The 12,631-nt window shown below is 66.6% G+C and carries 11 protein-coding genes; 3 read left to right on the top strand and 8 right to left on the bottom strand.

The features are described 5' to 3' along the window. Positions 1–43 precede the first annotated feature (43 nt). A complete protein-coding gene (locus KW835_RS01480) occupies positions 44–526 on the top strand; it encodes an ASCH domain-containing protein (protein WP_218380506.1) in 483 nt (160 codons plus the stop codon). Between the two features lie 309 nt (positions 527–835). Here KW835_RS01480 and KW835_RS01475 read toward each other — a convergent pair whose 3' ends face one another. The 4 genes from KW835_RS01475 to KW835_RS01460 form a co-directional block, all read right to left on the bottom strand. Then, on the bottom strand, positions 836–1,885 hold the full coding sequence (locus tag KW835_RS01475; RefSeq protein ID WP_218380505.1) for a patatin-like phospholipase family protein: 1,050 nt from the start codon (positions 1,883–1,885) through the stop codon (positions 836–838). 93 nt (positions 1,886–1,978) lie between these two features. After that, positions 1,979–2,746, bottom strand: a complete 768-nt coding sequence (locus tag KW835_RS01470) for an ABC transporter permease (RefSeq protein WP_218380504.1) — start codon at positions 2,744–2,746, stop codon at positions 1,979–1,981. Positions 2,747–2,767: 21 nt separating this feature from the next. Then, a complete protein-coding gene (locus KW835_RS01465) occupies positions 2,768–3,592 on the bottom strand; it encodes an ABC transporter ATP-binding protein (protein ID WP_218380503.1) in 825 nt (274 codons plus the stop codon). 116 nt (positions 3,593–3,708) lie between these two features. Further along, the gene (locus KW835_RS01460) at positions 3,709–4,740 is read right to left on the bottom strand and encodes an ABC transporter substrate-binding protein (protein ID WP_218380502.1); all 1,032 of its coding nucleotides are present in this window, start codon (positions 4,738–4,740) and stop codon (positions 3,709–3,711) included. A 342-nt stretch (positions 4,741–5,082) separates the two neighbouring features. On the opposite strand from KW835_RS01460, the gene KW835_RS01455 reads away from it, so the two are divergent. After that, a complete protein-coding gene (locus tag KW835_RS01455) occupies positions 5,083–5,901 on the top strand; it encodes an HDOD domain-containing protein (protein ID WP_218380501.1) in 819 nt (272 codons plus the stop codon). 324 nt (positions 5,902–6,225) lie between these two features. On the opposite strand, the gene KW835_RS01450 is transcribed toward KW835_RS01455, so the two are convergent. Together KW835_RS01450 and KW835_RS01445 are read right to left on the bottom strand one after the other, a co-directional pair. Next, entirely contained in the window at positions 6,226–8,532 is a 2,307-nt protein-coding gene (locus tag KW835_RS01450) for an NADP-dependent malic enzyme (RefSeq protein ID WP_218380500.1), read from the bottom strand. Positions 8,533–8,712: 180 nt separating this feature from the next. After that, a complete protein-coding gene (locus tag KW835_RS01445; RefSeq protein ID WP_218380499.1) occupies positions 8,713–10,200 on the bottom strand; it encodes a nucleobase:cation symporter-2 family protein in 1,488 nt (495 codons plus the stop codon). Positions 10,201–10,480: 280 nt separating this feature from the next. Between KW835_RS01445 and KW835_RS01440 the strand changes: the two genes are divergently transcribed. Next, a complete protein-coding gene (locus KW835_RS01440) occupies positions 10,481–11,017 on the top strand; it encodes a hypothetical protein (RefSeq protein WP_218380498.1) in 537 nt (178 codons plus the stop codon). Positions 11,018–11,042: 25 nt separating this feature from the next. On the opposite strand, the gene KW835_RS01435 is transcribed toward KW835_RS01440, so the two are convergent. Both KW835_RS01435 and KW835_RS01430 read right to left on the bottom strand, forming a co-directional pair. Continuing rightward, entirely contained in the window at positions 11,043–11,807 is a 765-nt protein-coding gene (locus KW835_RS01435) for a GntR family transcriptional regulator (RefSeq protein ID WP_218380497.1), read from the bottom strand. Positions 11,808–11,858: 51 nt separating this feature from the next. Then, a complete protein-coding gene (locus tag KW835_RS01430) occupies positions 11,859–12,626 on the bottom strand; it encodes an aspartate/glutamate racemase family protein (RefSeq protein WP_218380496.1) in 768 nt (255 codons plus the stop codon). Positions 12,627–12,631 lie beyond the last annotated feature (5 nt).

The following is a 12,631-nucleotide window of genomic DNA, read 5'->3' as shown; positions in this document are numbered from 1 at the left end:
GGGATCGGAAGTCCCTTTCATTCTTTAGGCCGCCAACCAGTCCATGTCCGTCCCCCCAAACCTTCTTTCGTTCTGGAACGAGTTCCTGCTTGCCACAGGGACGGCCGGTCACGGCCGCTACTATGACGTCTGCATCTTTGGCGACAGCGAGAAGCTTGCCGATGAACTGACCGACCTGGTGCTACGCGGCGTCAAGCGCGCAACCGCAGGCTCGTTGTGGTCGTATGAAGACCAGGGGATACGGCCCCCAAAGCCGGGAGACCTCAGCATAGTCACAGCCTGGTCAGGCCAGCCGCTGTGCATCATTGAGACGCAGGCCGTCGATGTCGTGCCCTACAACGAAGTCACTGCAGAGTTTGCCGCCGTTGAAGGAGAAGGCGATGGGTCTCTCGCATGCTGGCTTGAAGGCCATCGACGGTACTTCGAGCATGAGTGCGCCAGGGCCGGGCGACAGTTTGACGAGAGGATGTTGCTCGCGTGTGAGACATTCAAAGTCGTCTATCAACCTGGGCCAGCTACGGCTTAGCACGCCTTTGGATGCGTGGCCGCACGGCACGCCCCCAAGCCCGTCGTGTGGCGGTTTTTGTCGTCAGCACGTCGGGTTCGGCGCCTCACCTTCGGTCCCGCTTCAAATCGAACATTGAGTGTGCGCTGAGCCCAGTAGCCGCCGGCTGCTCCGAATCGCTGGTACGCATCCGACGAGCAAGAGCGGATGGCTTCAAACGCTGCATTGCAGGTATTCCGATCACTGCGCCTGAACCCTTCCGCGCGCCACGAGCGTACTGCTGAAGATCAACTCTACGACACCCCAGCGGGGTGCTCCGCAAACTGAAATCTACTTAGCTCCTACGCACCCCTCACCCATCCCTGCCATCCCCGCCAACTTCTGCAGGCTTGACCGCTTCTCCAGGCAAGCCTGGTACTCTGCCTCACGCTCTTTCTCCTGCGCCAGTTGGGCAGTCCGCGCACGCTCAGCCTGAATCTGCGCAATCCGTTCACGGATCTTCGGCATCACTGCCAAGGCGGCTTTTTCGCCTTCCACGATGGCGCTGGCGCGCTGGCTGAAATCTCCGGGACCGATGTCCAGCACCTTGGGGCGGACGATGACATCGGCGCGGGCCAGCTCGGCCTCGCCCAGTTTTTGGCCCATGATCGCAATCGACTGGTTCAGCGCGCCCAGCATGTTGCCCGGCGTCTGGCCGCGGGCCTTGTTCGATATGTCCACGGCCACCACGATGTCGGCGCCCAGCTGGCGCGCGGCGTCCACGGGCACGGGGCTCACGATGCCGCCATCCACAAAATGGTATTTGCCGATGGTGACAGGCTGGAACACGCCGGGCACGCTGCTGGACGCGCGCACGGCCTGGCCGGTGTTGCCGCGGGCGAACACGGTGCGCTCGCCGTCTTCCAGCCGCGTGGCCACCACCACGAAGGGCTTGGCCATCTGCTCCAGGGGTTTGCGGCGTACCTGTTCGTTCACGTAGTCTTCGAGCTTCTGGCCCAGCACCAGGCCACCGGACGACAGCTGCAGGTCGCGGATCCTGGTTTCGTCCAGGGCAACGGCCTTTTCCTGCATCTCGAAGGCGTTCATCCCGCTGGCGTACAGCGCGCCCACCACGCTGCCCGCACTGGTGCCGGAGATGACTGCTGGCGCGAAGCCGTTGGCCTCCAGCATCTTGATCACGCCGATGTGCGCAAAGCCCTTGGCTGCGCCGCCGCCCAGGGCAATGCCGATCTTGATGGCGTTTGGTGCGGCCGTCTGCATGGCCGGGGCGGATGCGGCAGCGGCTGGTTGGGTTGGGGCCGTGCCGCCCCCGCAGGCGGCCAGGCCGGCCACGGCCAATGCGAGCGCCGCTGGGCGCAGGAAGACGACGTGCAAGCGCATGTCAAATCGCCCGCTGGGGGGCCTTGTTGTCGACAGGGCCGCGAGTATATCGGCAGGGGTTTTCCGCAGTCTGCAGCAGTGTTGTTGGCAGGCTTACTCGCCTTGCGACCCCCGGTGCGCCCAGCCCGTGGTGCGCTTCTCGACCCAGCTGAACAGCTCGTACATCGCCATGGCCATGGCGCCCACCACCATCAGGCCGGCAAAGGCCAGGCCCATCTGCATGGAGGAGCCAGCGGAGATCAGCAGGTAGCCGATGCCTTCGTTCGCAGCCGTCATCTCCGACACGGTGGTGCCCACGAAGGCGAGCGTGATGGCCACCTTGAGCGAGCCGTAGAAGTACGGCATGGAGCGCGGCAGCCCCACCTTGACCAGCACGTCCCAGCGCTTGGCGCCCAGCACGCGCAAGACATCTTCCAGTTCGGGCTCCAGCGTGGCCAGGCCCGTGGCGATGTTCACCATGATCGGGAAGAAGCTGATAAGAAAGGCCGTGAGGATGGCCGGCCCCACGCCAATGCCGAACCACACCACCAGGATGGGCACGAAGGCCGCCTTGGGCAGTGCGTTGAAGGCCGTCATGAGCGGGTAGACGGCGGCATATGCCAGGCGCGAGCTTCCGATCAGAAAGCCCAGCAGCACGCCCACCACGATGGCGATGCCGAAGCCCGCCATCGTGACCCAGAAGGTGCGCCAGGCGTGGCCCGCGATGACACCGCTGAACTCCACCAGCTGTACGCCGATGGCCCAGGGGCTGGGGAAGATGAATTCCGAGACGTTGAAGGCAGAGCAGATGATCTGCCACAGCAGGACGATGGCGACGAGCAGGATCCAGGGGGACCAGCGCTCCACGGTTTTCTTGTGCATGGGGTGGGGCCTTGTCGGTTCTTATTGCTGGATGGGAGCGCCCGCTTTGCGCAGCGCCCCGATGTGGCCGCGCAGCTCGTGCACGATGTCGGTGAACTCCTTGGTGTAGGTGATCTCCAGGTCGCGCGGGCGGGGCAGCTCGATGTCGCGCTTGACGACGAAGCGGCCGGGGCTCTTGCTCATCACGTACACGGTGTCGGCCAGGAAGACCGACTCGCGCAGGTCGTGCGTGACCAGGATCACGTTGAATTTCTGCTCGGCCTGCAGGTCGCGCAGGATGCACCACAGCTCTTCGCGCGTGAAGGCGTCGAGCGCGCCGAAGGGCTCGTCCAGCAGCAGCATCTTGGGCTCGTGGATCAGCGCGCGGCAGATGCTGGCGCGCTGCTGCATGCCGCCCGACAGCTGCCAGGGGAACTTGTCTTCGTAGCCGCCCAGGCCCACCTTCTGCAGCAGTGCGCGGGCGCGGGCCTCGTACTCCTTGCGCTTGGCCTTGAACTGGCTGCGGTGGGGCTCCACGATCTCGAGCGGCAGCAGCACGTTGTCGACCGTGGTGCGCCAGGGCAGCAGCGAAGGCGCCTGAAACGCCATGCCCGATATCTTGAGCGGCCCGGTCACGCCCTGGCCGTCGATCAGGATCTTGCCCATCGACGGCATCTTCAGGCCGGTGGCCAGCTTCATGAAGGTGGACTTGCCGCAGCCCGAGGGGCCGACGATGGCGATGAACTCGCCCTGGCGGATCTGCAGGTCGATGGCCTCGACGGCGAAGTGGTTCTGCGCGAGCAACTCGTCGTTGTACGCGAGCCAGACATCGCGGAAGTCCACAAAGTAGGAATCAGCAGCCTGCATGGAGTGGTTTTGGGGGTAAAAATGGCCGCTAACGCTTTACAGATAAGCGCTGGCAGCTATTGATTTGATAGTTGGCCTGCGCAAGCCTGTGCACAGGCTTGCGTGGCGCGTCGGCCTTACTTCTTCGGCAGGATGTTCAGCTCGGCGGTGCTGGGCAAAAAGCTTGCGTTCCAGACGTCGTCGGCGTTCACCCGGGTCTTGGTGTTGAACGCGTCGGACACCTGCGACGCCATCAGCGACAGGCGGCCGGGCACGGCCTTGCCGAAGCCTTCGGCGCGGGCGTCGGGGCTGTTGATGACGGTGTCGATCGCCAGCTGCAGGCGGCGGGTTTCCAGCGGCACGTTCACGATGCCGTCGCGTGCCTTCACGTGTTCGATGGAAGCGGCGGGGTTCGCGATCACTTCCTTGGCGCCCTTGGTGAAGGCCGAGAGGAAGGCCTTGATTGCGGCCGGGTTCTCCTTGATGAGCTTGGGGCTGGCGATGATCACGTTGCCGTACAGCTTCACGCCGAAGTCGGCATAGGGCAGAACCACCACGTCGGCGGCCTTGGCGCCGCGTGCCTCCAGGTTCAGGAGCGAGGTGAAGGTGAAGCCGGTGATGGCGTCCACGTCGCCGCGCACCAGCATGGTCTCGCGCAGCGGCGGGTCCATGGCGGTCCACTGCACGTTGCCCACGCTGTTGGCCTTCTGGAAGATCGGGAAGGCGCGGCGGCCCGCGTCGAACACCGGGGCGCCGAGCTTCTTGCCGGCCAGGTCGGCCGGCTTGGTGATGCCGCTCTTCTTGAGCGCCATGACCGAGGCCGGGGTGTTGTTGTAGACCATCATCACCGCCACAGGCTTGTTCTGCGCGTCGGGGTTGTTGGCATGGAATTCCATCACTGCGGCCAGGTCGGCAAAGCCCATGTCGTAGGTGCCCGAGGCCACGCGCTGCACCGCGCCGCCCGAGCCGTTGCCCGCGTCCACCGTCACATCCAGGCCGGCAGCCTTGAAGTAGCCCTTGGCCACGGGCTGCAGGAAGAGGGCGGAAGGGCCTTCGAAGCGCCAGTCGAGCTGGAACTTGATCGGCGTGGTGGCCTGGGCGTGGGCGGCAGAGAAGGCGCCAGCGGTGGCCAGCAGAAGGGCGGCTTGCAGGAGGCTGCGTTTGTTCATGGGAAGGTTCCTGTCAGAAGTCGTCGAAGGGAAGGCACGCGGGGCCTGGCGCAGAGGCGCCGCAGGGGGTGGCCGCATGCCATGCTGACCCAGCCAGCAAAAACGATGCCCGGTTTCACCGGAGCGGGGAGAAAGAGCGGACTATTGTTCGCCAAATTGGTGCGTAGGGCTCTAGAGGCTTTCCCGAAATGGTGCGCGACCTGTCCGCGTGCCTGCATTGCACCGAGTCGGGGCGCGGGGTTGTGCGCCTGCGGCACATTGGGGCAAACGCGAAGGCCGCGCGACTTTGCCGGTGGTACAACAAAAGTTCTTCACACCGCACAGCACTTGGGAGGGCTTTTCATGGCGAACATCCAGGCATTCTTCGAAAACGTGCAACTACCCACCATCCCCGACGTGGCGCGCGAGCTCATCGCGACCATGAAGGACGATGACATCCCCTTCGAGAAAGTGCGCAGTGCCATCTCCAAGGACCCGGCGCTCACGGCCAAGCTGATCCGCCTGGCCAACAGCGCGCGCTTCGGTCTGCCGCGCCAGGTGGCCTCGTTGGATGACGCCATCACCATGGTGGGCCTGAACCAGGTGCGCACGCTGGCGCTGGCGTCATGCATGTCCGGCGTTTTCAAGGACGCGCCGGGCGTGGACGCCGAAGCCTTCTGGAAGGAGAGCATGGCGATTGCGGGCTATGCACAGTGGCTGGCCCGCACGCTGGGCTCCAACGTGCAGGAGTCGTGGCTGGCGGGCTTTCTGGTACGCCTGGGCGAGTTGATCATTGCCCAGAAGGCGCCCGAGCAGATTCCGGCCATTGAGCAGCTGCCCCACCATGCGGGCGGACGCTGGGAGCGCGAACGCACGCTGCTGGGCTTTACCGAGGCGCAGGTCACGGCCGAGCTGGCGCGGCGCTGGCGCTTTCCCGACACCATCGTGCTGGCGCTGGAGACGGCCGAGGACCCGGTCGCGTCCACCCCGTTCTGCAGGCTGGGCGGCATCCTGCACGTGGCCACACTGCTGGCCGAGATCGGGCTGGAAGAGCCCATGTCGCCGGCCGACACCATCGCCAGCCTGCCTGCCGAGATCAAGCAGGCACTGCAGCTCGACTCCGCCTGGCTGGCCGAACACCTGCCGCCCGTGGCGGACTACGTGGACGTGTCCGTGCGCTGAGGTCGTAAAACACCCCCTGAGTCGCTTCGCGCCTCGGTGCCACCGCCAGAGGCGGTGGCTCTTCGGGCACGTCCAAGCCTGCGCATGCAGGCTTGGAGCCGCGGCCCTCAGCCCCTCTCTCGACTCGCTGCGCGAGCCGGGAGGGGGACGCCCCCGGTGCACGCAAGCGAAGCGCCGCCTCCGCGCCTAGGCGGCCCTTGCACGGGGGCCCTGGCTGGGGCCGCGCCAGTTTTGTGCGATGTTGTGAGTGGCGTGCAGCGCTATGAATGGATGAAACGACAAAGGGGGCCGAAGCCCCCTTAGTCGTTGGTGCGTTGCTGCAGATCAGCTCTTGCGCGATGCTGCGCTGGCCACCGCCAGGGCCGTCATGTTGAACACCCGGCGCACCGTGGCCGCGGGGGTCAGGATGTAGGCGGTGGCGGCGCCGCCCATCAGGATGGGCCCCACCGTCACACCTCCGCTGGTCGTGGTCTTGAGCACGTTGTACAAAATGTTGGCGGCATCCAGGTTCGGGCAGATCAGCAGGTTGGCCGAATCGGTGAGTGTGGAGTCCGCCATGTACACGTTGCGGATGCTGGGCTCCAGCGCCGCGTCGCCGTGCAATTCGCCGTCGCATTCGATCTCGGGGTGGGCTGCCACGAAAAGGTCGCGGGCCTCGCGCATCTTGCGGGCCGATGCGCGCTTGGAGGAGCCGTAGCTCGAGTGCGACAGGAACGCCACCTTGGCCGGCAGGCCGAAGTGCTGAACCTCCTGCACCGACATCCAGGCGATGTCCGCCAGCTGCTGGGCCGTGGGGTTCTCGTTCACGTAGGTGTCGGCGATGAACAGCGTGCCCCGGTTGGTCATCAGCGCGTTCAGCGCCGCGTAGTCGTTCACGCCAGCCTGGCGGCCCAGGATGCTGTGGATGCGCTCCAGGTGCGTCTCGTACGTGCCCACCAGGCCGCAGATCATGGCGTCGGCATCGCCCAGCGACACCATCAGCGAGGCGATGATGGTGTTGGAGCGGCGCACGGCGGCCTTGGCCACCTCGGGCGTCGCGCCGTTGCGCTTGTTGAGCTGGTGGTAGTGCTCCCAGTATTGACGGAAGCGCGGGTCGTCCTCGGGGTTGCACACCTCGACGTCCTTGCCCAGCTGCATGCGCAGGCCGGCTTTTTCGATGCGGGCGGCGATCACGGCGGGGCGGCCGATGAGGATGGGGTGGGCGATCTTGTCGTCGATGGCCATCTGCGCGGCGCGCAGAGCGCGCTCGTCTTCACCGTCGGCATAGGCCACGCGCTTCTGGTCCGCGGGCAGGGCCTTGGCCGCCGTGATCACGGGGCGCATCAGCATGCCGGTCTGGTAGACGAAGCGCGACAGGGCTTCCTTGTACGCCTCCATGTCCTCGATGGGGCGCGTGGCCACGCCGGATTCGGCTGCGGCCTTGGCCACGGCGGGGGCGATCTTGAGGATCAGGCGCGAATCGAACGGCGTAGGGATCAGGTAGTCGGGCCCGAAGGTGAGTTCCTTGCCGGCGTACGCACTGGCCACTTCCTCGCTGATGTCGGCCTTGGCCAGGTCGGCGATCTGGCGCACGCAGGCGAGCTTCATCGCCTCGGTGATCTTGGTGGCGCCGCAGTCCAGGGCGCCGCGGAAGATGTACGGGAAGCACAGGACGTTGTTGACCTGGTTGGGGTAGTCCGAGCGGCCCGTGGCGATGATGCAGTCCGGACGGATGGCCTTGGCCAGCTCGGGGCGGATCTCTGGCTCGGGGTTGGCCAGCGCCAGGATGATGGGCTTGGCGGCCATGGTTTTCACCATCTCGGCCGTGAGCACGCCGGGGGCCGAGCAGCCCAGGAACACGTCGGCGCCGTCGACCACGTCGGCCAGCGTGCGGGCGTCGGTCTTTTGCGCATAGCGCTGCTTGGAGGCGTCGAGCCCGCCCGGGCGGCCGTCAAAGATCACGCCCTTGGAGTCCACCATGAAGATGTGCTCGCGCTTCACGCCCAGGCCCACCATCACGTCCACGCAGGCAATGGCGGCAGCGCCGGCGCCGGAGACGGCGATCTTCACCGCGCCGATCTCCTTGCCCACCAGCTCCAGGCCGTTGAGCAGCGCGGCGCTGGAGATGATGGCCGTGCCGTGCTGGTCGTCATGGAACACCGGGATGTTCATGCGCGCACTGAGCTGCTGCTCGATGTAGAAGCACTCGGGCGCCTTGATGTCTTCGAGGTTGATGCCGCCCAGCGTGGGCTCCATGGCCGCGATGATCTCGACCAGCTTGTCAGGGTCGCGCTCGGCCAGCTCGATGTCGAACACGTCCACGCCCGCGAACTTCTTGAACAGGCAGCCCTTGCCTTCCATCACCGGCTTGCCGGCCAGCGGGCCGATGTCGCCCAGGCCCAGCACGGCTGTGCCGTTGGTGATCACGCCGACCAGGTTGCCGCGTGAGGTGTAGTCGAACGCCTTGGACGGGTCGGCCTGGATATCCAGGCAGGGATAGGCCACGCCGGGCGAGTAGGCCAGCGACAGGTCGCGCTGGTTGGACAGCGGCTTGGTGGGCGTGACGGCGATCTTGCCGCGCGTGGGGTTGCGGTGGTATTCACGCGCGGCGTCGCGCAGCGCCTCTTCGGCGGCGGAAAGTTTCTGGGTCATACGGAAATCCTGGAAGTCCTCGGCGGAATGCAAAACTAGGTTACCCGATGGCGCGGGCGGCTGGCATGGCGGTTTATGCGGATGCAGCATGAAGCCAAAACCCCCTTGCGGCAAAGCCGGCAAGAGGGCGGGCCCCGGGGCGGTGGGGCATGGGTTTCTTCGGCAGCGGCGGGCGGGACGCTAGTGGGCGTCGGCCTGGCGCGCGGCGTTCACAGCGGCGGAGGTGTCGCGGCTGGCGCCATTGAAGAAAACGTTCAGGGCTACGGCCGTGATCGAGGCCAGCAGGATACCGGATTCGATCAGGGGGTGGATCGCATGCGGCATCCACTGGCGAAAGCTCGGCGCGATCAGCGGGATCATGCCCACGCCGATGGAGACAGCCACGATCATTGCGTTGAAGCGGTTGTGCTTGAAGTCCACCCCGCCCAGGATGCGGATGCCCGTGGCGGCCACCATGCCGAACATCACCAGGCCCGCGCCGCCCAGCACCATGGTGGGCAGCGACTCGACCAGCGCCGCCATCTTGGGCAACACCCCGAGCACGATCAGGATCACGCCGCCGGCCACACAGACAAACCGGCTCTTGACGCCGGTGACGGCCACCAGGCCCACGTTCTGCGAGAAGCTGGTGTACGGGAAGGTGTTGAAGATGCCGCCCAGCAGCGTGCCCAGGCCGTCGGTGCGCAGGCCGCGCGTGAGGTCGGCCTGCTCGATCTTGCGGTCGGTCATCTCGCCCAGGGCCAGGAACATGCCGGTGGACTCGATCATCACCACGATCATCACGAGCGTCATGGTGAGGATCAGGATGGGGTCGAACACCGGGCCGGCGATCTCGAACGGCAGCACGAAGTCGAACCACTGCGCCTTGGCCACCTTTTCGAACGACATCAGGCCCATGGCCACCGCGATGATGGCGCCGATCACGATACCGAGCAGCACCGAGATGTTGGCGATGAAGCCGCGTGCGAACTTGGCGATCAGCAGGATGGAGACCAGCACCACGGCCGAGATGCCGACTCCCGTGAGGTCCGCGTACCGGGGGTTGGGCACCGTGGGCACCACAGCGAAACCCTTGGGCACGGGCGGCAGCGACGAGCCCGGAGCACCGGCGGCCGACTGCATCTCGGTCAGCCACTTCATGTGCTCGGGGTTCACCACGTTGGGTGCGGTGGGCCCCACCGGGTTGCCGAAGATCCAGTTGATGCCCACGCGCATCAGGCTGATGCCGATGACCGCGATGATGGTGCCGGTGACCACAGGCGGAAAGAACCGCAGCATCCGGCTGACCAGCGGCGCTATCAGGATGGAAACGACCCCGGCGCCGATCACCGAGCCGAAGATCAGCCCCGCGCCGGCCGTGCCGCTGGTGCTCTGCGCCATCGACACCATGGGCGCCACCGAGGCGAAGGTCACGCCCATCATCACCGGCAAGCGGATGCCGAACCACTGCGAGGCGCCCAGCGCCTGGATCAGCGTGACCAACCCACAGACGAAGAGGTCGGCCGAGATCAGCTTGGCCACCTGGTCGGGCGTGAGGTTGAGCGCACGGCCCACGATGAGCGGCACGGCCACCGCGCCGGCATACATCACCAGCACGTGCTGCAAGCCCAGTGCGGTCAGGCGCCCCAGGGGTAGTTGTTCGTCCACGGGGTGAACAGACGGTTGCATCGGGAATCTCCTTCGGGTGGGGCGCTACCGGGGCGCGGGTGGACCGCATCCAGTTTTGGTGCACAGCGATCCATACAAAAAGTGTATACACCTTGGCCGGGCCGCCTTATTCCGGTAAACCCTAGGTAGGGCACGCCCTGCGGTGGGCAGTCTTTCGGCAAAGGACCGCGGGCCGGCAGGGGTTTCGGGCGGCAGCGACGAACACGTTTTTACAATCGCCGCGTCGCTGGTGGCTCGTCCTCCCGCCGCAGCGGCTGATCCTTCTCACAATCCCGCCGCCATGAACCAGCCTTCGCTCCCTTCCACCCATGCTGCTGACGCGCCTGATCACAGCCGACCCGCTGGCGTCTGGGCCCGCTGGCGCCTGGCGCTGGCCGTGGGCATGGTGGGTGTGGGCGCGGCCTGCATGGACGGCTACCCAGAGCAGGACGCGCCGGCGCTCGACCCGTTCGCGATGACGCAGGGGCAGCGGCTCGCGCACATGAACGTGCTGGGCGGTGAAGCGCACGCCGAGCGCCGCTGGAGCTACGTGCTGCTGCCGGGCTGCGTGCTGCGCATCGACGTGGACGGCGAGGCCGGGCCGCGCCCGTCCTTCGATATCCCGCTGCTGGGCGCCGCCGTCACGCTGGCCAATGACCGGGCCGACGCGACCTTCGACGTGAACGTGGCCACAGGACGCGCGCACACGGACGATGCTGCAGTGTCGGTGCTGGAAGCGCAGAACTGGGTGCACGCCAGCGGCATGCAACTGCTGCTGCGCGTGCTGCAAAAGGGCTGTGTGGATGCGCAGAATGCGCAGAACACAGCGCGGTCCTGACGGGCTTCTTCCGGCTTGAACAGGCTCAGGCCAGCAGGGCCTTGACCAGGTCCGTCTGGCGGTCCGGCCGTTCGGTGTCGAGCTCCAGGTTGGCCTCAATGCGCCGCAGGTGCTCCATCATGCTGTCAACGGCGGCCTCGGCATCGCCAGCGCGGCACAGCTGCAGGAACTCCGCGTGTTCCTCCGACGAGCAGTGCGGGTCATTGGAGGAGTGGTAGAGCATGGCGATCAGCGAGCTGCGGGCGACCAATTCACGCACCAGCTCGGCGAGCGTGCGGTTGCCCGTGGCCTCGGCCAGCACCACGTGGAAGTCGCCCAGGAGCTTTTCGCGCACGCGGCCCGTGGTGGTGCTGCCCCGCAGCGCCGCGCGTTCGAAGCGGATGTGCTGCTCCAGCAGCTGGTAGTCAGCGTCGCCGGCCGTGGCCACGAACAGGCGCACGACCTCGCTCTCCAGAACACGCCGTACCGCGAACACCTCGCGGGCGTCCTGCACGCTGGGGCGGCTCACGAAGGCGCCCTTGTCGGGGATGATCTCGATCAGCTTGTCCTTGGACAGCATCACCAGCGCCGCGCGGACCTTGGTGCGGCTGACGGTGTAGACCCGCCCCAGCGCCTCCTCGCGCAGCCAGGTGCCGGGTGGCAGGCGCTTCTCGACGATGGCGGTGGCCAGGTCCTGCGCAATGCTTTCGGTGGAGGCCAGGCGGTCATCCGCCGGGGCCAGCACGCCCTCCACGGGCTCGGGCGAGGTATCGGGCGGGGCGTTCAGGGTGCTGGTTCGGGCGCGGGGCATGCCGGATTGTGGCCTGGGTGGAGGATGTACCCAATGCTCGCAGACCCCAGTTCAAGCGGCGCGCGGCAGGCGCACCGGGGTGGCGGGCGGCAGGGCAAACCCTGCGAGCGCTCCGGCCATGGCCTTGGGCAGTGGCCGTGCCAGCTCGCCGTGCTTGCTGGTGGAGAGGCCCAGAAGCACCAGCGATTCGACCATGGATGTGGCGGCCGCCACGCCGTCGATCACCGGAACGCCCAGCGCGCCGCTGATGTGCTCGCACAGGTCCGCCATTCCCGCGCAGCCCAGCACCAAGGTGTCGCAACCGTCTTCGGCCAGCGCGCGGCGGCACTCGTCGGTGATGCGCTCGCGGGCGTTCGAGCCGGGCACTTCCAGCTCCAGCACCGGCAGCTCGCAGGCGCGCACGTTGGCGCAAAAGCGCTGCATGCCGTAGATCTCGGCCAGATGCCAGGCCTGGCCCATGGTGCGCGAGAGCGTGGTCACCACCGAGAACTTCGAGCCCACCATGCTGGCCATGTGCATTGCCGCCTCGGCAATGCCCACCACGGGGCCGCGCGCCAGCTCGCGCGCGGGCTTCAGGCCCGGATCGCCAAAGCAGGCGATCACGTAGCCGTCCACCCCGTCGCGCTCGCCGGCCGCTATCTCCTGCAGCAGTCCGGGCACGGCCAGTGCCTCGTCGTAGTGGCTCTCGATGGAGGCCGGGCCCATGGCAGGGCTCACCGCCACCACCTCGGTGCCTGGCCGCGCCACGGCGCGCGCGCAGGCACCGATCTTCTCGGTCATGCTCCAGGTGGTGTTGGGGTTGATGATCTTGATGCGCACGGGTT

Source organism: Acidovorax sp. sic0104 (genome assembly GCF_019219095.1).
Taxonomy (GTDB): domain Bacteria; phylum Pseudomonadota; class Gammaproteobacteria; order Burkholderiales; family Burkholderiaceae_C; genus Acidovorax.
The sequence above is the reverse complement of the archived record's forward strand: the minus strand, read 5'-3'. Positions and strand labels throughout refer to the sequence as shown.

Coding starts and splice junctions, on each gene's coding strand:
- KW835_RS01480 (WP_218380506.1), top strand. CDS start 44: ATGTCCGTCCCCCCAAACCTTCTTTCGTTCTGGAACGAGTTCCTGCTT.
- KW835_RS01475 (WP_218380505.1), bottom strand. CDS start 1,885: ATGCGCTTGCACGTCGTCTTCCTGCGCCCAGCGGCGCTCGCATTGGCC.
- KW835_RS01470 (WP_218380504.1), bottom strand. CDS start 2,746: ATGCACAAGAAAACCGTGGAGCGCTGGTCCCCCTGGATCCTGCTCGTC.
- KW835_RS01465 (WP_218380503.1), bottom strand. CDS start 3,592: ATGCAGGCTGCTGATTCCTACTTTGTGGACTTCCGCGATGTCTGGCTC.
- KW835_RS01460 (WP_218380502.1), bottom strand. CDS start 4,740: ATGAACAAACGCAGCCTCCTGCAAGCCGCCCTTCTGCTGGCCACCGCT.
- KW835_RS01455 (WP_218380501.1), top strand. CDS start 5,083: ATGGCGAACATCCAGGCATTCTTCGAAAACGTGCAACTACCCACCATC.
- KW835_RS01450 (WP_218380500.1), bottom strand. CDS start 8,532: ATGACCCAGAAACTTTCCGCCGCCGAAGAGGCGCTGCGCGACGCCGCG.
- KW835_RS01445 (WP_218380499.1), bottom strand. CDS start 10,200: ATGCAACCGTCTGTTCACCCCGTGGACGAACAACTACCCCTGGGGCGC.
- KW835_RS01440 (WP_218380498.1), top strand. CDS start 10,481: ATGAACCAGCCTTCGCTCCCTTCCACCCATGCTGCTGACGCGCCTGAT.
- KW835_RS01435 (WP_218380497.1), bottom strand. CDS start 11,807: ATGCCCCGCGCCCGAACCAGCACCCTGAACGCCCCGCCCGATACCTCG.